General features: G+C 43.7%; 14 protein-coding genes. 10 read left to right on the plus strand and 4 right to left on the minus strand.

Annotated features, from left to right (window positions below; all coding sequences use genetic code 11):
- Positions 1-38: 38 nt before the first annotated feature.
- On the minus strand, positions 39-2,162 hold the full coding sequence (locus RTJ53_RS09610) for an ATP-binding protein (RefSeq protein ID WP_312276765.1): 2,124 nt from the start codon (positions 2,160-2,162) through the stop codon (positions 39-41).
- 53 nt (positions 2,163-2,215) lie between these two features.
- On the minus strand, positions 2,216-3,025 hold the full coding sequence (locus tag RTJ53_RS09615) for an ABC transporter substrate-binding protein (protein WP_312276766.1): 810 nt from the start codon (positions 3,023-3,025) through the stop codon (positions 2,216-2,218).
- An 802-nt stretch (positions 3,026-3,827) separates the two neighbouring features.
- Between RTJ53_RS09615 and pgsA the strand changes: the two genes are divergently transcribed.
- Complete coding sequence (gene pgsA / locus RTJ53_RS09620; RefSeq protein WP_312276767.1) at positions 3,828-4,502, plus strand: CDP-diacylglycerol--glycerol-3-phosphate 3-phosphatidyltransferase; 675 nt, start codon at positions 3,828-3,830, stop codon at positions 4,500-4,502.
- 125 nt (positions 4,503-4,627) lie between these two features.
- Here the strand turns inward: pgsA and RTJ53_RS09625 are convergent, their stop codons facing one another.
- Positions 4,628-5,134: a pyridoxamine 5'-phosphate oxidase family protein gene (locus RTJ53_RS09625; protein ID WP_312276768.1), complete on the minus strand. Its 507-nt coding sequence runs from the start codon at positions 5,132-5,134 to the stop codon at positions 4,628-4,630.
- 349 nt (positions 5,135-5,483) lie between these two features.
- Here RTJ53_RS09625 and purL point away from each other — a divergent pair, with 349 nt between their 5' ends.
- The 9 genes from purL to RTJ53_RS09670 all read left to right on the plus strand — a co-directional run bounded on the left by purL (position 5,484) and on the right by RTJ53_RS09670 (position 19,363).
- A complete protein-coding gene (purL, locus tag RTJ53_RS09630) occupies positions 5,484-9,479 on the plus strand; it encodes a phosphoribosylformylglycinamidine synthase (RefSeq protein ID WP_312276769.1) in 3,996 nt (1,331 codons plus the stop codon).
- 263 nt (positions 9,480-9,742) lie between these two features.
- Positions 9,743-10,438: a YceI family protein gene (locus RTJ53_RS09635; RefSeq protein ID WP_239741363.1), complete on the plus strand. Its 696-nt coding sequence runs from the start codon at positions 9,743-9,745 to the stop codon at positions 10,436-10,438.
- Positions 10,439-10,616: 178 nt separating this feature from the next.
- Entirely contained in the window at positions 10,617-11,267 is a 651-nt protein-coding gene (locus RTJ53_RS09640; RefSeq protein ID WP_312276770.1) for a YceI family protein, read from the plus strand.
- Positions 11,268-11,510: 243 nt separating this feature from the next.
- A complete protein-coding gene (locus RTJ53_RS09645) occupies positions 11,511-12,236 on the plus strand; it encodes a LemA family protein (protein ID WP_312177173.1) in 726 nt (241 codons plus the stop codon).
- Positions 12,237-12,427: 191 nt separating this feature from the next.
- Positions 12,428-13,726 (plus strand): TPM domain-containing protein, encoded by a 1,299-nt coding sequence (locus RTJ53_RS09650; RefSeq protein ID WP_312276771.1) that lies wholly within the window; start codon positions 12,428-12,430, stop codon positions 13,724-13,726.
- Positions 13,727-13,831: 105 nt separating this feature from the next.
- Positions 13,832-14,425, plus strand: a complete 594-nt coding sequence (locus RTJ53_RS09655) for a TPM domain-containing protein (RefSeq protein ID WP_409418155.1) — start codon at positions 13,832-13,834, stop codon at positions 14,423-14,425.
- 331 nt (positions 14,426-14,756) lie between these two features.
- Positions 14,757-17,147: an ATP-binding protein gene (locus tag RTJ53_RS09660; protein ID WP_312276772.1), complete on the plus strand. Its 2,391-nt coding sequence runs from the start codon at positions 14,757-14,759 to the stop codon at positions 17,145-17,147.
- A 50-nt stretch (positions 17,148-17,197) separates the two neighbouring features.
- Positions 17,198-18,457, plus strand: a complete 1,260-nt coding sequence (locus RTJ53_RS09665; RefSeq protein ID WP_312276773.1) for a tetratricopeptide repeat protein — start codon at positions 17,198-17,200, stop codon at positions 18,455-18,457.
- 255 nt (positions 18,458-18,712) lie between these two features.
- The gene (locus tag RTJ53_RS09670; RefSeq protein ID WP_312276774.1) at positions 18,713-19,363 is read left to right on the plus strand and encodes an LOG family protein; all 651 of its coding nucleotides are present in this window, start codon (positions 18,713-18,715) and stop codon (positions 19,361-19,363) included.
- 70 nt (positions 19,364-19,433) lie between these two features.
- Here the strand turns inward: RTJ53_RS09670 and RTJ53_RS09675 are convergent, their stop codons facing one another.
- Positions 19,434-20,843, minus strand: a complete 1,410-nt coding sequence (locus RTJ53_RS09675; protein WP_260856488.1) for an FAD-binding oxidoreductase — start codon at positions 20,841-20,843, stop codon at positions 19,434-19,436.
- Between the last annotated feature and the right edge of the window lie 163 nt (positions 20,844-21,006).

Consider the following 21,006-nt stretch of genomic DNA (forward strand, 5'->3'; position numbering starts at 1 on the left):
TTTCCTACATGATTAATAAGATAAAAGGGTTAAAGTTATTACTCGGCTGTAGGGTTTTTTGGCAATCGAATGGTAAAGCGTGTAAATTGCCCCCTTTTAGTATCGACATTTAATTGACCTTGTAATAGCTGAATATCTTCTTTGATGATATCTAAACCAACGCCACGTCCCGCATCTTCATCTGTGGTGTCCTTGGTGCTAAAACCTGATTTAAATAGTAATGTAATGAGTTTTTGTTCTGACCAGCCATTGACATCCTCTGGGCTATAACCCATTTGAATGGCTTTTTCTTTGATTGCAGGAAAATTAATGCCTGCGCCATCATCCTCAATAGTTAATTTATAAGACTCTGCCAAATCTAATAAAGATAGGTTGATATTGCCTAAGTTAGACTTACCTGCTGCAACACGCGCATCGGGCGTTTCAATACCATGAACCACGGCATTGCGTATTAATTGAATGACAATTTTTTTCAAACTGCTTTCTATGTCACGCGATAAGTGAAGGTCATTAAAACCCGTTGCTTTTAAAGCAACTTGTTTGCCTTGGCGTGTAGCAATATTATCGGCGTATTGCTGGTAAAACTCATTCATGCCTTTGCTAGCAGGACTGGGATGAGTTGTCTCTGCACCCGTACCATTTTTCACAGCATTCGTATCAGCGCTACTATGATTAATACGACGACCCAAGGCGTCAATGGTATTAGACAGATTTAATAACTCTTCTAAGTGAATGGTCAATGGCAAAAAGTCGTTACCAACCAGGTCGCCCTTATATTGTAACCCTTTTAGTTTTTCCTCAAAGTTTGTCGCTATCACCGTAAAACTATGCAGGCTGAGCGATGAGGCTTCACCTTTTAAGCTGTGCATCACACGGTACATACGGTTCAGTTTTTCTTGTAGCTCTGATTGGCTACTACCTGGGGTTTTAAGAACTTCATTGATATCATTGATATTTTGTCGAGTATTGGTAATAAACTCAGTAATAATTTTTGGGCTGACATTTAAAATTGTGGTTAGCATTTCAATTTGCAAATCATTTTGTGCGCGTTCTTGCTCAAGACGCTGTTCAAGACGTACTTGATTGGTAATATCCTGCACGTTCACCAAAATTTTATCGATGGCCTTTTGATGATAAACACGAGAGAATTTAAAATCCAAAAATCGGTTTTGGTTTTTTTGATTGCTGAGCATGATTTTTTTGAGGGGATTTAAATCATCAATAAGCTTTTCTTTCACTCTCGGATTATAAAGCTGCTTCACAAACCCTTGGGTGGTTTCTAGGTCTTTAGCCGAGACTTTATTTTGTAGTAGGGTAGAGAGGTTTTTGCCGCCAATGTCTTTTTCGCCAATGATGTTTTCAAGGTGAGCAGAGTACTGTTGCCCAATATTGAGATCGTTGTCTAACAAAAATAAGCCTGTATTGACGTTACTCATGATATCTTGTGTTTCTTTTTGAGCAGCAAGCGCTAACGCATCGGCATCACGCAGACGACGAACAAAGAAGAAAATAAAGATGGCAAAATAACCAAGAATGATAGCGATACCAACCGCTTGAATCAGTCGGATGATATTTGCTTGAGATTCTGCGTTGTTAAATACGGATGTGGTAAGTTTGTCCAACGAATCATTCATGGCAAGGCTTGATGTTTTAGCTTGTTCACCTGCCATCGATAAGCTTGTTAAAGAGTCTTTTTCAATGTCTCCGGCAACACCTAAATAATCATCTACTTTAGGTTTAAGTTGGTTCCACTCCTGACGGGTTTGCTGCACATTTTTTAGAATTTGTGTGTCTTCAATAGTAGGCAGCGTGTATTGTTTACCAGATTTATCAGCGACTACGCCGCCTTTTTCAAGGGTGGTCAATGATGTTTCGATACGGGCACTGTTATCTTTGAGCCTTTTTAATACTGTGGTAACGTGCGGCGAGGTGATTTCTTCCCCATAGCTATTTTGCATGTCAAATAAGTCTTTGATAACCGCTTGCGCATCATTGGCTATTTGGTTGGATAGGGCGATGGTACGGGTATTTTTTTGTAGAATACTTGAGGTATAAAAAGTGAAAGCCAATAAAGCGCCAATCAGTGTTAGGAATAGACCGATAGAGATAATTAAGCTTTGATAGCGTTTATCGGTATTTTGTTCATTAATCGGTGAAGACATTGATGCGTTTCCTATGAATAAAATTTTAGAAAGTGATAGTTATTTGACAAGCACTAATTAATCCATTTCTTCTCGATTTCAGCGAGCTTATTTTGTTGCTGTAGCTTTTGAATACCCTCATTAATTTTATTTAATAATTCTGGATTAGATTTTGAAGTAACTATCACTGTCTGTGTCGTAGGGTCGTCTTCTTTTTCTAACGGGACAACATTCACCTTGTATTGTGGGAACTTTTTAGCAATATAGCGTAGTACAGGTTGGTCATAAATGGCGGCATCTGCATTTTCTTTGATTACTGCCCTAAAAATAAGGTAGGGCGTTTTGTCAAATACTGCTTGATCGCCCGATATTTTTTTGGCGTATAAAAAAGACTTACCGTTAGCGCTTAATCTACCGGCGACTTTTTTACCTGTTAAATCAGCAATAGTTTGGTAATTGTTCTTATCGGTGAGGTAAACCATGGCTGACGGATTGAAGTAGTAAGAATTGGATAGCCCATATTTCGCTTTTCGCTCATCTTTATAGGAAATACCTGAAACGGCAATATCGGCATCTTTTTTATCAATACTTTCAAACATACCGTCCCATGAGGTTGAAAAGTACTGTACTTTGAATCCTTCAACTTTGGCGATTTCATTTAAAATATCGATATCCATACCGATTGAAGTCCCTTTTTCATCCATAAATGCAAAGGGTGGCGTGGTACTAGTGACTGCTACTTTGTAAATTTTTCCTTGTGATTGACTTTCTGCCTTAGACTTATCCAAGTTTTGCGCTGCCTGTTTATCATCGCAACCTGTTAATATAAAGCTCAATGCACCCAATACCATAAATAGATTTTTTTTGAAAAAAAGTGTCTGCATCTTCGATATACTCCATAATTCTGAAGATAACATTAATTGAATATTTACAAAAAATATACAAATATCAACATAGTGTTAAAAATTTCGAAATTCTATATTAATATTCAAAAAATTTATATAGCATGCTATAAAAATTTTTGAATTTAATGGAATATATATTTAAAGATACAGCCTAGCATTATCTGAGTAATGTTATCCAATGCTCGGTAAAGTGTTAGACAAGATGGTAACCAAAAAGACGGGATGAATTGCAGCATTCACTCATTCCACCGCTTGGACCGTAAAAAAAACCCATTGCAGGAGGTGAGCAATGGGCTGAGGAAAAGCAAAAGTAAATGTTAAAAGTCTGAAAATTTTTGACAATAAACGCGGTTTATCAAAATTGTCCAATCACTATATTGATAAAAAATTGATAAAAAAATTCGCAAATTAATATGTTATGAGTGATTAATTGGGTACAAAGTATTCAAATTTCAATAAACCTGACAACAGCAAAATTTGCTAATAGCGAAATAATTCTTATTATTATTATTTCGTTGTCGGACGTTATCATAGCAATAAAAGTCTAAATTTTTGACTGTCTAATTACACCTTGTTACTTTTGAAGTGTTTTTTATACAATGACATATTTAGTAAAAAATACCATAAAATCAATACGGTAAAGTGGCTTAATTGTTGAAAAATATGACAAAAACTAGCATTATGGGCAAAAAATAATGACATTACTTTGATAACCGTTATAATTATTTCAACTAAAATTAGCGTTACACCGCGCCCTACAACAAGAATGAACGAAAATCCCATGACCGATAAGCTAGTGACCGACGACACAGCCAATCCTCCTGTTGCCTCGGGCAGTATTTTTAACTTGCCCAACAACTTGACCATTGCGCGCATCGTGATGATTCCGCTGTTTGTGGCGATTGCCTATTGGCCGCCTGCGATGGGGATTGGGCAGAGCGCCATTAGTGACAATGTGATTGCCAACATCGGTATGTATCAGTTTAGTGATAGTCTACTACGCCACTTTTTATTGACGGCTGTATTTATTTTGGCGGCAATTACCGATTGGTTAGATGGCTACTTTGCTCGCAAGCTCAATATGACATCGGCATTTGGGCGGTTTCTTGACCCTGTGGCGGATAAACTGATGGTTGCTGCCGCGCTAATTATTTTGGTGCAGTGGCATCCTGATATTGTCATGGCGATTTCAGCGATTGTTATCATCTCACGCGAGATTGCCGTCTCAGCCCTGCGTGAGTGGATGGCAGAGCTGGGCAATCGTACCAGCGTTGCAGTGTCATATGTGGGCAAGATGAAAACCACTTTTCAGATGGTGGCAATCACGGTGTTACTACTTAATTGGGAATCGCTTGAGATGACGGGGTATTTACTATTGATCATTTCAGTGGTGTTGACGTTATGGTCAATGTTTATTTATCTGAAAGCGGCATGGCCCTATCTAAAACAGCCTTAATTGATAACTTTAAAAAAAGCTGATGACGTTAAAAAAATGGATTATTTTAAAAAAATTTTAGTTCAGAATTCACCATAAAAAACCCCAGTTAAAAAACTGGGGTGATATTTTTTTAAAGCCAATAATTAAAAGGTCACTGAATGATTTTCACCCATATTTTCTGCAGTTTTACCTTCTTGGACAGCCGCGGATACCATCTTAAACATATCCACCACTCTATTACCGCTTAGCCAATACTGCGCACCGTTACATTCAATACAAATCACTTGCACATTAGGATCTTCTTTACCTTTTTCATAGAACGCTGCATAGACTGGACTCCAAAGCTCAGCTAGTTTGGCTTTGTCATTAACCAGTTTAGCGGTACCATTGATTGACACAAAGTCTTTTTGGTCGCTTGAGGTATAAGATAAATTGACTTGTGGGTTGGTTTCAAGGTCCTTAATAGTTTCTGACTTGCGATCACCGATGAACCAAATTTTACCATTTTCTAATTCATTTTTATTGGTGGTCATTGGGCACGCATGTAAATGTTTTTCGTCTGCAGTAATGGTGGTCATCATTGCATATTTGACGCCTTCAATCACTTTCTTAATATTTTCAATGTGTTGCTCTTTGGTGAGATCTGCCATGAGAATGTCCTTGTTATTATATGGTTATTATACGTCTCAAAGTTAATGCTAAAAAATTTATTGCTAATTTATAGAAAGCTACGTTAAAACTGGGTTAAAGTCGTTAACTTGGACAATATTATCGGCTTTGGTTGTTTAAGTCTGTCGAAAAGCTGCAAATAATTGGTATAAAACCGTTAACGATGTTATCGCAAGGTTACGCAGTTAGCATGCTATTTAGAAAAAACACAGGGTGAAATCACAGTCTATCACCATCAAGACAAGTGATAAGCCCGTGGGTTTAATGCTATAATAGCCGGAAACTTTTCTGTTATTTTCCCAACTTTTCCCAAAGCAAGCGGAACTTTCTATGACTATCATCGCTGGACACCCATTTTTAACCGATTTTCAAACCACCAAACTGCTAAATTCCCTTAGCCAAAAAACCAATCTCAAAATCACTCACTTAAAAAGCCAGCAAGTTTATATTTTTTCTAAGGATTTGGCAGAACACGATTATAAGAAAGCAGTGGATTTGCTCAATCATGGTGACGAAATCGCGCTCAATCAAGCAAGCCAACATGAAAACCAAAATGAAAATAAAGAGACGCTGCAAATCATCGTCAGCCCACGTTTTGGTACGATTAGCCCTTGGGCAAGTAAAGCGACGGATATTTTTAACAATTGTGAGATAGCGATTGAGCGTGTTGAGCGCTTGGTGGTGTATACGCTCATCGGCGAAAACTTGCCTGAAAAGCTCCCGCATGATATCGAGATGATGTTGTACGACCGCATGACCCAAAGCCTATTTTATAATTTGGCAAAGGCTCAGCACTTATTCGATGACCACGAGCCAGCACCGCTCAACCATGTCGATGTGATGGGCAAAGGGCGTGAAGCGTTAGAGTCGGCGAACCGTGAGTTTGGTTTTGCGTTATCGAGCCAAGATATTGACTACTTGATGGATGCTTACGTTAATGCGCTGAAGCGCAATCCGACCGATGTTGAGCTCATGATGTTTGCCCAAGCCAACTCCGAGCATTGCCGCCACAAGATTTTTAATGCGCAATGGACGATTGATGGGGAAGTACAGCCAAAATCTCTGTTTGGTATGATTAAAAATACCTTCGAGCAAAATCCCAACGATATTTTATCCGCCTATAAAGACAATGCCGCGGTGGTAAAAGGGCATGAAGGACAGCGTTTTTATCCGCTATTAAACAGCGACAACAATCATTTAGCATACGATTTTCACCAAGAGCCGATTGATATCTTGATGAAAGTAGAAACCCACAATCACCCAACGGCGATTGCACCGTACGCAGGAGCGGCAACAGGCTCTGGCGGCGAAATCCGTGACGAGGGCGCGACAGGTCGTGGCGGTAAACCCAAAGCTGGCTTGGCAGGATTCCATGTGTCGCATTTGCAGCTACCTGATATGCCAGAAAAGTGGGAGCACAGCGGAAAAGTCTCGACTGCTGACTACGGCAAGCCAGCGCGTATGGCGTCCGCATTAGAAATCATGACCCAAGCGCCGCTTGGTAGTGCGGCGTTTTCCAATGAATTTGGTCGTCCAAATCTGGTCGGTTATTTTCGCTCATTCCAATTGGATACCTCAAAAGATCAAGATGGCAGCCAAATGCGTGGCTATCACAAACCCATTATGATTGCCGGTGGTTACGGTAATATCAAACGCAATTTGGTGGAAAAAAATCCGATTCAGCAAGGTGATTTGCTGATTGTGCTAGGGGGTCCTGCCATGCAAATCGGCTTGGGCGGTGGCGCGGCAAGTTCGGTGGATAGTGGTGAGCTTGATGAAGGCTTGGATTTTGCGTCAGTGCAACGTGACAATGCCGAGATGGAACGCCGCTGTCAAGAAGTCATTGACCGCTGTTGGGCGATGGCAGGAAACCAGCCAGATGAAGATAACAATCCGATTGTGTCGATTCATGACGTGGGGGCAGGGGGTTTGTCAAACGCCATGCCTGAGCTTGTGAATGACCATGAACTTGGTGCGGTGTTAAACTTGCGTAAAGTGCCGTCGCTTGAGCATGGCATGTCGCCAATGGCGATTTGGTCAAATGAAGCCCAAGAGCGCTATGTGTTGGCAATCCGTCCACAGAGCCGTGAACTATTTGATAGTATCTGTGAGCGCGAGCGTTGCCCGTATGCGATTTTGGGTGAAGCGACTGACGTGCGTGAGTTGGTGGTCAATGACCCACTACTGAACACCAAAGGTGACCAACAGCCTGTCGATATGCCACTACAAGTGCTACTCGGTGGCACGCCAAAAATGCAGCGTAGCTTTAGTCGTAGCACGCCAGATTTGACAGCGTTAAATCTTGATAAAGTCGATTTGGCTGAAGCGGTCAAAGACGTGCTGCGTCACCCCACGGTTGCCAGTAAATCTTTCTTAATTAGCATTGGCGATCGTTCCATCACGGGTATGGTAGTACGTGACCAATATGTTGGACGTTACCAAGTGCCAGTGGCGGACTGTGCTGTTACCGCTTCTGCCCTTATTCCTGTCGATGGCAAACCGATGACAGGCGAGGCCATGAGTATGGGCGAGCGTACCCCAGTTGCTTTGATTAATCCTGCCGCATCTGCGCGCCTTGCCGTTGCCGAAGCCATTACCAATATCGCAGGGGCGAATATCGCCAAGCTATCAGACATTACCTTGTCGGCGAACTGGATGGCAGCCTGTGGTGAGGACAAAGAAGACCAAGCGTTGTTTGATGCGGTATATGCTGTGGGCGAAACGCTTTGTCCGGCACTTGGCATTGCCATTCCTGTGGGTAAAGACAGCTTGTCGATGCGGGCGAATTGGTCAGATGAGCAAGCAAACAAGTCTGTGGTGTCACCCATGTCGCTCATTATCACTGCCTTTGCCCCTGTGCAAGATGTCACCAAGACCTTAACCCCAGAATTGCTAACCAGCTCAGCGCTTGGCGAAACCGCTTTTTATCGTTTAGACTTATCAAAAGGTCAGTTCCGCTTGGGTGGCTCAATCCTTGCCCAAACCCTAAGCCAACTGGGTGATACTTGCCCAGACCTGGATAATCCGCAAGATTTAATCAACTTTTTTAACTTTATCCAACAAGCTAACAACCAAGGCTTAATCACCGCATATCATGACATTGGTGATGGCGGTTTGCTTGCCGCCATTGCTGAGATGCAATTCACCAGTCGCCAAGGCGTAAAATTGGTGTTAACTGATGACAATTTACTCGGTCAATTGTTTGCTGAGGAACTCGGTGCGGTGATTCAAGTCAAGTCCGATAAGGTTGCCGAATTGCTTGAATTAGCCGAAAAAACAGGCGTCAGCGAGTTGTTAAGCCTAGTCGGTCAAAGCACCGATGAAGACAGTTTACTCATCCAAACAGCCACGCAAAATTTACGTTTTGAGCGTAGCGAGCTTGAGCAAGAATGGAGCAAAGTCAGCTACCATATCGCCAAAGACCGTGACAACCCCGAATGCGTACAACAGGCCTTTGATTTGATTGGTGATAAATCCCATCAAGGCTTAATCGCGCAAGCCAATTATGATCTCAACCAAGCGATTGAAGCCCCCTACATCAATAGCCGCAGCGCACAGCCTAAAGTCGCCATTTTGCGTGAGCAAGGCGTGAATGGTCAGCTAGAAATGGCGGCAGGCTTTAAACGGGCAGGACTAGAAGCGGTCGATGTGCATATGAGTGACTTGCTCAAAGGGCGTGTCAACTTGCGTGACTTTGATGGGCTCGTGGCTTGCGGCGGCTTTAGTTATGGCGATGTGCTTGGCGCTGGTGCTGGCTGGGCAAAATCGGTACTGTTCCATGACGAATTACGCATGCAATTTGTGCGATTCTTTACCCGACCAGAAACCTTCTCGCTTGGCGTGTGTAACGGCTGTCAGATGATGAGCCAGCTTAAAGACTTGATACCAGGCGCAGAGAATTTCCCCCGTTTTATCGCCAATAAATCGGCACGGTTTGAAGCGCGTACGGTGAATGTGAAAATTGAACGTACCAAGTCGGTGCTATTAAAAGGTATGCAAGAGAGCATTCTACCGATTGCGGTGGCACATGGCGAAGGCTTTGCGACGTTGAGTGATGCCGATATCGCAGGGATGAGCGCACATGGGCAAATTGTAATGCGTTATGTGGACAGTCTCGGCACACCAACCGAGCATTATCCGCTCAATCCAAATGGCTCACCGCAAGGGGTGACAGGTATTTGTAGCACCGATGGGCGTGTGACTTTGATGATGCCACACCCAGAGCGCAATTTGATGGCGTATAACCACAGCTGGAAGCCTGAAGCTTGGGACAATGACGGGGCGTGGATGCGGATGTTTAGAAATGCTCGGGCATTCTTAAGATAAAAGTTAATATAGATGATTTTTTTATAAAAGGATGGCAAAAGCTGTCCTTTTTTAATAACGTAACTTAACCAGACTAAGGCAATAAAGACTGTTACGATAAAAGTCTTGGCTCGGTCAAAAACTAGCAACAATTTACAAACAATACACGATAACAAGGGAAAAGTATATGTTATAATAACTTAACCCTAAATAGACTAAGTTAAGTTTCATTAACAATGTCTTGTAAGCCCATACAGTTCTTATAATATATCGAGGAAAATCCCATGAATAGCAAACTTTTAGCCACTGCCGCTATCACAGCGTTGTTAGCCACACAATTTGCCAATGCTGAATTGGTTATCTCGCAAAATGGTGAAACGCAAAAAGTTGGTGAAACCGCGGCTCAACCTGCAGCGGTCACAAAAGCGCCTAAAACCGCCAAAGTAGAAAAAGTTAAGCCAAGCAACAGCACCAGCTACAAACTAGACCCAAACCACGCCAATGTACGTTTTGCGATTGATCACTTCGGTACAACAACCAACCAAGGTGGTTTCTACGGCGTAACAGGTGACCTGAACTACAACCCAGCCAAAAATACAGGCAGCATCAATGTTGATATTCCTGTCAATAGTCTTGACACGGGTAACGAACATTTTACCAACCATTTAAAATCAGCTGAATTCTTTAACGCTGAAAAATACCCAACGGCTAATTTTAAATCAACCAAATTCCATTTCAAAAATGGCAAAGTAACGAAAGTTGACGGTAACTTGACGCTATTGGGCAAAACCAACCCAGTTAGCTTAAAAGCCACTAAATTTAACTGCTACAACAGCCCAATGCTGAAAAATGCGCAAGTATGTGGCGGTGATTTTGAGACTACCATTGACCGCACCAAATGGGGCATGGATACCTATGTCAAAATGGGTTTTGCTAAAGACGTGAAACTCAACATCCAAGTTGAAGCCGTACAGCAATAAGCTTGCTTAGCGTTACCCAAAAGCCAATGTTAACGCATTGGCTTTTTTACGTTTTTACGATAGTTAATTTCACAAATACTGAACTTTGCCAACACTCTTTGCACAGCTTGATTCAATTGATAAGTTAAAATATTCAAACCAATGCCATTTTTAACGACTCATAATAAAAGGAAAGTTTATGACAGATAAAACTAACAACTTAGGAACACTTGCCAAACTTGCAGGCGTGGCGACCACTGCCATTTTGACCAAAAAAGCCTTGGCTAAAACTTTCAGTCTAGGCGCAAAAGCAGTAAGTAAAAAAATTGTCAAATCTGATTCAATCAACTATAAACTCGACCCGATGCACACCAATGTGCGATTTAGCATTGACCATTTTGGTACCTCAACCAATCATGGTGGGTTTTATGGCTTAGAAGGTGACATGGTATTTGACCCTGACAATCAAACAGGACAAATCAACCTTGATATTCCGTTGGAAAAATTGCAAACAGGTCATAAGAAATTTGATGAAGACTTAAAAAGTAAAGATTTTTTTAATGCCAATAAATATCCAACTGCCCAATTTACCTCTACCAAATTTATCTTTAAAAAGGGTAAACTACACCAAATTAAAGGCAATCTAACTTTGCTCAAAAAAACTCGACCTATCACTTTGACAGCGAGCAAATTTAATGGCTATGCCAGTCCTTTGCTAATGGCATATGTGTACGGTGGTGATTTTGAAACCACGATTGACCGTACCGATTGGGGGATTGATGGTTATGTCAAAATGGGTGTGAGTAAAAAGGTGAAATTAGTCATTCAAATTGAAGCTGCCCAGCAATAATTTTTTAGTAGATAATGAAGGTAAGCAAAAAGATCAGCGTTGGCTGGTCTTTTTTATGGGACGCTGATAGGGCATCTTTCAACCAAGCCAAGCGGGGTTTATAAGCGCGGTTTCATTGGGCTGCAGTTTGATACAAAACCATACAGCACTATACAAAACGTAAATTTACAGTATCTGCACATAGCTTCATAATTTTCAAAAACCTAGACATCACTTTATTTAATTTATTTTTGAGGAAAACTTATGAAACCATTCAATACCACAGTAAAAAACACCTTATTAGCCGCAGCGTTGGTGGTGGGTTCTGCCAATTTGACCGGTTGTGGCTATAACTCTATGCAAGCGCAAGATGAGCAAATCAACGCCTCATGGTCAGAAGTAGTCAACCAATACCAGCGCCGTGCTGACTTGATTCCAAACTTAGTCAAAGTCGTTGAGCGTTATGCCCAGCACGAACAAGCAACCTTAACCCAAGTAACACAAGCGCGTTCACAAGCAACGACTATCAATGTGAGTGCCGATGTACTCAATGACCCAGCGGCTTTCCAACGCTATCAACAAGCGCAAGATCAATTGGGCGGTGCATTGTCGCGCCTAATGGCAGTGTCAGAGCGCTATCCCGACCTAAAAGCGGATAAACAATTCCAAGAATTGCAAGCACAGCTTGAAGGTACCGAAAACCGCATTACCGTGGCACGGGGTCGTTATATCCAAGACGTTCAAACTTATAACACTACCGTACGTCAATTCCCAACCAATGTCACCGCAAAAGTGTTTGGTATGCACACCCGTCCAAACTTTACTGTTGCTAATGAGGCGCAAATCTCCACTGCACCAACCGTTGATTTTGGCAATAACAATACCAACACCGCAAATGCGGGCGGTCAGCCAGTGCAAAACAATGGGAACACTGCCAATGCCGGTGGTCAGCCTGTAAATAATTCGGCTACCGCGACAGCGAAACCCTAATTCACTATTGTGAACTGTATGGTTAAAGGTTAACAGCGAAGAAGATTTTTTTAAATAGTCTGCTATAAGTCGGTGGCAGGCTCAGTGGATAAGATTTGCACAAATTGTCAGACTGATTTTTTAATTTTTTAAAATAGTTGTTGAATTGACTACATCATAATAAAAAAATTGCATACTTTGAGGAAACACAGGTGTCATTGAATATTGCACAGACACAGCCCAATTTACAGCGCTCCCATAAACAGCCGCAAAAATTGTCGTCTCGTTTTTTAGCTAAGCGGTTGGTAGTAAGTACGTTTACTGTACTGTCCATGAGCATTGGGCTTGTGATGCCTATGGCGGCTGCCGTTGCAGAAACTGCCACGGCGACAGCCAATTCCGCAACCGTTACCGCTAAGCCCACACTACAAGATCATAGTGTTGAGGACATGGTTGCGATTGCCAAAACCGCACAAACCAATGAAGCGCTCAATGATGCTGTACTCAATAATGATGCAATTAAAGAGACGTTAGGCAATGATGCACTGCCGATACCAGGGGTCAATACTCAAGCAACTGGCAATCAGACAAATAGCAATCAGGCAACAGCTACCGCCAATGCCCAAACGACTACTACATCCAAGCAATCAACCCAAGCTCCTGTTGCCGCTGATAAACTAATCCTAAATAACCCTGTCATTGATGAAGCAAGAATTCTATCTGCCAGTGATAAACAAGCGATTGAAACCAAACTGCGTAGTCTTAATGACCGCGGCTTGGCGCAAGCAGCCGTCGTCATTGTACCAACCACCAATGGCGAGGATATTTTTGACTATTCAATGAAGGTCGCTGATCGCTGGAAACTGGGCAAAAAAGACACCGATCAAGGTCTGTTGATGGTTGTTGCTGTCAATGACCGTAAAATGTACATTTTAACAGGCTATGGTCTTGAAGGTACCCTGCCTGATGCCGTGGCTAAACGGATTATTAACGATGACATAACCCCAAGATTTAAACAAGGCGATTATGCCGGGGGTATCACCGCGGGAATTAATCGCATTGAAGAACGCTTGACGACCGATCCTGCTATTTTAAAGCAAGCGGATGCCAATCGAGTCAATACCAATGCCAATAGCAATACCCAGCCAAATCAAGAGGGCGGCATACCGCTTATTTTCCTAGGCTTTTTTGGCTTTGTCGCTGGCATGATTTTGACCAGTATATTAGGGCGTTTTTTTGGTTCTATCGCTACAGCAGGTGGCATTGTAACGCTTGGTACAATCTTTGGTGCAGGCTTGCTGAGTAGTATATTTGTGGCATTTATTGTCTTTTTATTCTTGCTATTTCGAGGTGGCGGTGGTGGTCGCGGTGGCAGAGGCGGTGGTGGGGTTGTCTTCCTACCGGGTGGCGGCTTTGGCGGCGGTGGATTTGGTGGTGGCGGCTTTGGCGGTGGTGGATTTAGTGGCGGCGGTGGCGGCTTTGGCGGCGGCGGTGCTGGTGGCGATTGGTAATCAGTAGTCAGTAATCGGCTAGTTATTGAAACATCAGTTAAAAAATTTTGTTAACTTTACTCCTTATCATCAACTATATACTTCATTATTTTTTATGGAATTTTCATGAGCACAAATGACCCAATAACTACAACGAATGGTGCCAACGAAGAAACCATTGCTTACACCTCGCCGATGGCGACAGTCACTTCCACTGTGCCAAGTTGGGCTAGATGGTGGCGTCAAGTTGCGTTTATACCTAGCCTGCACAATCGCTGGTTAACGCCTACTGCCCAACAACAGCTAAATCAAGCAATTACCGAAGCTGAGCAAGGGCATCGCGGCGAAGTGGTGCTAGTGATTGAGAATCATTTGCCTATTTCGTCCGCACGGCTACAAAACAGCCGAGACAGAGCAATCGAAGTTTTTGGGGATTATCGCGTCTGGGATACGCAGGATAATACTGGGGTGTTGGTGTATCTTAATATCTGTGAGCGGCGTCTGGAGATTGTGGCCGATAGAGGCATCAATAGCCATGTGATGCCAACCATGTGGCAAGCGATGTGCGACAAGGCTATCGAAGGTATTAAAGCCAATCGACACATTGATAGCTTGGTTGCGCTATTGGGCGATGTGGGGCAATTGCTTCGTCAATATTACCAATTAGACAATGACCCAAGCGGCAACGAAATCGCTGACAAGATGATTTTTATAAAGTAGTTTTAAACTTAATTAGCATAGTGCGATGATGCAATCCTACCAAAAGCGATGTCACCCATCGCTTTTTTTATTGCTCAGCTTTTAATGCCCAACAGTAAACGGGTAAACTTCAAAATTTGGTATCAAAAATTATTAAGGATTATCTTTTTGGCGCTAAAAAATTGCGTTAAGGATCGACAAAAGAATCGACAAATTTTGCTAGGCGAAATGATAAAATTTTACATATAATGAAACCGACATACCGCCACTCAGGTTGTTAAACAATTAAGCAATTAGACCAGTCGTCATGTTGGCGATCAATCATTACTTATAAAAATTTTTAGGGAATCCCATGCCAACGCTCACCAATAATATTGCTGATAGTATCGGTCAGTTTTATCTCGGTCAAGACGTGTACCCAGAGCTTACACAATGTCAAGCAACCCTATATGATGCAGCTGACTTAACAACCCATGCCGTGATTATCGGGATGACGGGCTCGGGTAAGACGGGTTTGGGGATTACTTTACTTGAAGAAGCCGCGCTTGATAATATTCCGGTGATTGCGATTGACCCCAAAGGTGATTTGGGTAATTTGGCATTGACGTTCCCAAATTTGGCAGCCAGTGACTTTGAGCCGTGGATTGATAGCGGCATGGCAAATCAAGCGGGTATGAGTGTAGCAGAGTTTGCCAAGCAAACCGCAGAAAACTGGCAACAAGGGCTTGGCAAAAGTTTTCAAACCCCGGAGCGTGTGCAAGCACTCAAAGCCGCCAATCGTGTCAGTGTCTATACCCCAGGTAGCGAGAATGGCTTACCGATTGCCCTACTTGGCAATCTCGTCCCGCCGCCCGATAGTGTCAAAAATGATGGCGAAAGTTATGCGGAGTATATCGATGCGACAGTGTCGGCACTGTTGGTGCTATTAAAAGTCGATGGGGATAAACTTGCTCCAGAGCATGTGTTTTTGGCACAGCTACTTAAAAACGCTTGGGACAATAACCAAACTTTAACCTTGGTGGATTTGATTACCCAAATCCAAACGCCACCGTTTGACAAAATCGGCATCCTGCCGCTGTCACAAGTATTTGCGGATAAAGACCGTAGCGCACTGGCGATGAAGCTTAATACGCTTTTGGCATCACCGAGTTTTGCCAGCTGGCTCAAAGGCATGCCGCTGGATGCTGGCGCACTGTTTTATGATAAAAACGGCAAAGCGCAAACCAGTGTGCTCAATATTGCGCATCTATCCGATGATGAGCGTCTATTTTTTGTCACCTTGTTACTCACCAATTTATTGGGCTGGATGCGCCGTCAGCAAGGCACATCAACCTTGCGGGCAATTTTGTACATGGATGAAGTGTTTGGCTATCTACCGCCGATTGGCAATCCACCGACCAAAGTATTGCTGTTGACCCTACTAAAACAAGCGCGTGCATTTGGTCTGGGGATTGTGTTATCAACCCAAAACCCAGTGGATTTGGACTACAAAGCATTATCCAACGCGGGTACTTGGTTTATCGGACGGTTGCAGACTGCCCAAGACCGTGAACGAGTGATGGATGGCTTGCTCTCTGCCAGCGGCAGCAGTGGACTGGATAAAGCGGCGCTCAATGCGTGGTTTGATAAACTCGGTAAACGCCAATTTTTGCTGCACAATGTGCATGACACCAGCCCTGTGATTTTTAGCACCCGCTTCACGCTCAACTACTTATCAGGACCGCTTAGCAAACAAGCCATAGCACAGCTCAAAGCCAATAGCCAAGCCACCCCTACCGACCCAGCGCAAACGCAAGCCACCACGCCTGCCATCAATCCATTAGCAAGCACCATGAGGCAGCCGCCGGCCTTGCCCAAAGATGTGGGCTTGTATTATGCCCCCAAAGACATGGCGGGCGATGGGCAAACCTTCTATGAGCCTACTGCCTTTGCCTATGCGCGGGTATTTTTTAATGACAAAAAATCAGGCGCCCAAAGTCAGCAGCAGCTATTATTAACCACAGCATTTGGTGAGCCGCCGTTGGTGGTAGATTGGCATCAAGCGATTTTAAGTGATTTGACCTTTGAGCAGTTACAATCCGCTCCGCACCAACCTGCTGTGCTCAAACAACTGCCTACCCAAGCACTTGACAAGGCATCATGGAAAATTTGGGAAAAAGCGGTGAAAGAAGCCATCCGTCAGCAGCAAGTGTTAAATTTGTGGTATGTCGATAGTTTAAAGCTGTATAGCGAAGTGGCAGAGAGCGAAGAAGCCTTCCGCAATCGGCTCATCGTACCGCTGCATGAACAGCGTGATATCGCCATTGCCCAGCTGCGTGATAGCTTTGCTAAAAAACAAGACGCGCTAGCCAAAAAACTGCAAGCCGCCAATGAAAAATACCAACAACAAGCCGCTGAGTCGAGCAAAGGCTGGCTGGATGCAGGGGTCAGTATTGGCTCTGCGGTCTTAGGGGCGTTTATGGGGCGCAAAGCGTTGTCACAGACCAATATCAATAACGTCAAACGTGCCATGAACTCGGTGGGCGATATCAATGCCAACAAACAAACCGTCGCAGAGCTTGATACGATTCGTCAGCAGCTGCAGCAGGAGTTAGACAGCATTGGGCAGCAGTTACAAAGCCAAATCGACAGCTTGGCAAGCACGTATTATGCCCAGTCAATAGCACTTGATACTGTACAGATTGCCCCAGCAGCGAAGGATATCACGGTGTTGTTGGTCGGCGTGTTGTATCAGCCGCTATAAACAGACGCAATATAAACCTTTTGACCCCATCAAATTTCGCGGAATACGGTATGACCCCAACGTCTGAATACGAACAGCAAGCCCAAGCGTTTTCACAGTCTTATCAATTGGCGCAGACAGGCGATGCCGAAGCGCAATATCAGACTGGGCTTTATTATGCCCAAGGTATCGGCGTGGCACAAAATTACCGCAGCGCGGGGTTTTATTGGCTCAATGCTGCCAAGCAGTCACATCATGCGGCGCAAACTTATCTGGGGCTATTGTTTGAACAAGGCTTGGGCTACCAGCAAGATTTGAATAAAGCCATCCATTGCTACCAAACCGCTAGCGAATTGGGTTTTACCGAAGCCAAAGTACGTTTGGCGATGCTGTATTTGACAGGCAAAGGCTTAGCGCAGGATAGCAAAAAGGCGATTTTACTGTTTATCCAAGCAGCAGAACAGGGCGAAGCGGTTGCCCAGTACAATTTGGGTATCGCTTATGAGAGAGGACTTGGCGGGCTCAAGCACAATGATGATTTGGCACACTTTTGGTACCACCAAGCGGCTTATCAAAACCATCCACAAGCGATGGCACGCTTAGCGGCAGATAAATTTGCCCAAAAGCCGATACCTAATACCACGCCAGCTAGCACAATGCCAGAGAATTACAGAGTAGGCGATAATTTAGCGCATCAAGCGGCATCAGATACGACGCCTGCCTTTACTATTGACGATGTATTCACTCCCCAAAGCCAGCCCATCAATTTTGATGACGATGATGTGCCCGTCCATCCTGATAGTGACGCGATTTTTGCGCGAGGTGTTGCGATTATTCAGGCGGACTTAAAACGCGCCTTTAACTTTTTTGAGCAAGCGGCACTACTCGGTCATGCCAAAGCCGAATACAATATGGGATTGGCTTTTTTATATGGACTCGGTGGCAATCATATTTGTACTGAAACGGCACTGGAATGGCTAGAAAAATCCGCCAATCAAAGTTTTCGCCCAGCCTATCTTGCGTTAGGCTGGCTGTACCAAGGTGGCAATCCGTATCTCAATGACAGTAGTGATGACATCGGTGAAACTATCATTGTCGATTGTGACAATGCCATCAGCCAATACGAAATGGCGAGCGAGCTTGGACACGCACAAGCCCAATATTTTCTTGCCAACATCTATGCCAGTGGCAATGGCGTCGCTGCCGATGCCGATAAAGCAAGCGCTTGGCTGAAGCAATCTGGCAAACATGGTTATGCTGCAGCGCTCACTGAGTTACGCCCATCTGTGCCAGAGACTGCCGATGCCCACAATACCTATCATCAGACTTAGGTCATCATACCTAGGTGGTCTCCTTGATAGTTTTTGATAGCCTACTTTTATTATCAAGCCTTTCTTATCGAAGCTATCTTATGCAGCCTTTCATTGATGGCTTTTTAACAGCCATTGCTTTATTTTTCGCCAACTGCACCAATTATAATGCCTATGCGCCAAATGTAGCCAAAATGAGATACGCTGCGCCTAGGATGCGTTCACGAATTTGTAGGATGATTGACCTATAATGACAACACATTAAAAGGAAAAAGCATGATACCCGTAGATATTATTACTAGTAAAGAAATGAGCGATATTGCACAAATTGTCAAACTTCATGATATTGATGTTCCCTTAGTCGCTGTGTATTGCGGCTCTCGCAAAGGCAATGACCCTGTCTATGTCCAATCGGCGCATGAACTGGGTAGGGCATTGGTTGAAGCGGGATTAGGTCTGGTATATGGCGGTGCGGTGATTGGCTGTATGGGCGCGGTTGCCGATGGTGTGATTGAAAAAAACGGTATTGCCGTAGGTGTGATTCCTGAATTTATGATGGATAGAGAAGTGGCGCATGGCGGGCTGACGCGTTTGCATTTGACCGATACCATGCATACCCGTAAAGCCATCATGGCAGAGTATGCCAGTGCCTTTATCACCTTGCCAGGTGGGCTTGGCACGCTTGAGGAAATCATGGAAATTGCCACTTGGCGACAGCTATATCAACATGAAAAACCGATGATTATTCTCAATATCAATGGTTTTTATGACAAATTGGTTGAACATCTACAATTTACCGCTGAGCAAGGCTTTATGAAGCCAGAAGATTTACATCGATTAATCGTTTGTAATACTGTCGCCGATGCCATTGAACTACTCAAACCGATTGTTAACATGCCAGACACAATGAATGTGAATAAAATCTAACCATGTGAGCGACAAAAAAAGACCTCAGTTAAAGGTCTTTTTTTGTATCCTTTTTTTGCATCAATGTTATCTAGTCGAAAATCTTACCACGATTCATAATCCCATTGGGATCAAAGACTTGCTTGATGGCGCGCAAATAATCAATTTCTTCGTCAGGACGGGTGTAATTAAGATACGGTTTTTTGGTCATGCCCACACCATGCTCGGCTGAGATAGAGCCGTTGTATTTCTGCACCGTTTCAAACACATACTTGTTGACCACTTGGCATTTTTCAAAAAATTCGTCTTTGCTAAGGTTCTCTGGCTTTAAAATATTTAAGTGTAAATTACCATCGCCGATATGCCCAAACCAGCAAACTTGAAAATCCGGATAGTTTTGGCTAACAATGGCATCGATATCCGCGATAAACTCTGGCACGCGGCTGATGAGTACGGAGATGTCATTTTTGTACGGAGTAAATACCGAGATGGTTTCAGAGATATACTCGCGCAGTTTCCATAACTCTTGGGCTTGGTGAATCGATTGGCTCATCACCCCATCAAGCACCCAGCCTTCGCTCATACAGTCCTCAAAAATCTGCATCGCCATGTCCATAATCGGCTCGTAGGGCGCTTCAAATTCTAGTAACGCATAAAATGGCGCATCGGTTTCAAACGGTTTTTGTACATGCCCTGTGGCAAGTAACTTGTCAACGGCGACATCATCAAAAAATTCAAACGCGGTCAAATCCATTTTGGACTGAAACGCTGACAAGATTTGCATGATATTGGCAAACTCTGGTACGCCAAGCACCATGACGGTTAGGTTTTTTGGCTGACGCTCTAGCTTGACTTGCACTTCAGTGACAATCCCAAGCGTACCTTCTGCCCCAATAAACAAATGACGCAAGTCATAACCGGTGGCATTTTTTATCATGCCTTTATTAAGGTGCAAAATATCGCCTTTGCCTGTCACCACGGTCATGCCCAAAATCCAGTTGCGGGTCATGCCGTATTTGATGACTTTGATACCGCCGGCATTGGTGCCAATATTGCCGCCAAGCTGGCTAGAACCAGCTGATGCAAAGTCCACGGGATAGTATAACCCTTGCTGCTGGGCAAAGTCTTGCAGCGCTTTGGTGACGATGCCGGCCTCCACTTCCACCATACGGTCAGCAGGGTAGAAGCCCAATACTTGGTGCATTTTATCAAGGCTAATCACGACTTCGCCATTGGCCGCAACTGCCCCTGCCGATAGCCCCGTCCGTCCACCGCTTGGGGTGATGACGATGTTAAGCTCATTACATAGCTTGACGATGGCTTGCACTTGCTGGGTGGATTTTGGGAAGACAATGGCGCTGGCATTGGGTTCAAAATGCTTGGTCCAATCTTTGCCCCAAAAGCCCAAACTGTCCGCATCGGTTTTGATTTGGTGTTCGTCAAATCCTTGCTGGCGTAGTTGTTCAATGAGCGTATTGATGGCGGTCTGATTAGCAGTCATGGCTTGGCTTTTACCCATATTTTATACAGATTGAAAAGGTTTTTGAGGCTCTATCATAGCATAACTAACAGCGTAAATTTTGACAAAAACGCTGGCGACTGATGAAGAATTTTTTACCCATGCGACAAAAAAATCATGCCATCTTGCTGGAATTTCACCACAA

Source organism: Moraxella sp. CTOTU46711, from assembly GCF_031975715.1.
GTDB lineage: Bacteria > Pseudomonadota > Gammaproteobacteria > Pseudomonadales > Moraxellaceae > Faucicola.

Excerpts from the sequence above, each read along its gene's own strand:
- RTJ53_RS09665 (WP_312276773.1), top strand. The coding sequence starts at position 17,198 with ATGACCCCAACGTCTGAATACGAACAGCAAGCCCAAGCGTTTTCACAG.
- RTJ53_RS09645 (WP_312177173.1), top strand. The coding sequence starts at position 11,511 with ATGAAACCATTCAATACCACAGTAAAAAACACCTTATTAGCCGCAGCG.
- RTJ53_RS09655 (WP_409418155.1), top strand. The coding sequence starts at position 13,832 with ATGAGCACAAATGACCCAATAACTACAACGAATGGTGCCAACGAAGAA.
- RTJ53_RS09635 (WP_239741363.1), top strand. The coding sequence starts at position 9,743 with ATGAATAGCAAACTTTTAGCCACTGCCGCTATCACAGCGTTGTTAGCC.
- RTJ53_RS09615 (WP_312276766.1), bottom strand. The coding sequence starts at position 3,025 with ATGCAGACACTTTTTTTCAAAAAAAATCTATTTATGGTATTGGGTGCA.
- RTJ53_RS09660 (WP_312276772.1), top strand. The coding sequence starts at position 14,757 with ATGCCAACGCTCACCAATAATATTGCTGATAGTATCGGTCAGTTTTAT.
- RTJ53_RS09640 (WP_312276770.1), top strand. The coding sequence starts at position 10,617 with ATGACAGATAAAACTAACAACTTAGGAACACTTGCCAAACTTGCAGGC.
- RTJ53_RS09610 (WP_312276765.1), bottom strand. The coding sequence starts at position 2,162 with ATGTCTTCACCGATTAATGAACAAAATACCGATAAACGCTATCAAAGC.
- pgsA (WP_312276767.1), top strand. The coding sequence starts at position 3,828 with ATGACCGATAAGCTAGTGACCGACGACACAGCCAATCCTCCTGTTGCC.
- RTJ53_RS09675 (WP_260856488.1), bottom strand. The coding sequence starts at position 20,843 with ATGACTGCTAATCAGACCGCCATCAATACGCTCATTGAACAACTACGC.
- purL (WP_312276769.1), top strand. The coding sequence starts at position 5,484 with ATGACTATCATCGCTGGACACCCATTTTTAACCGATTTTCAAACCACC.
- RTJ53_RS09625 (WP_312276768.1), bottom strand. The coding sequence starts at position 5,134 with ATGGCAGATCTCACCAAAGAGCAACACATTGAAAATATTAAGAAAGTG.
- RTJ53_RS09670 (WP_312276774.1), top strand. The coding sequence starts at position 18,713 with ATGATACCCGTAGATATTATTACTAGTAAAGAAATGAGCGATATTGCA.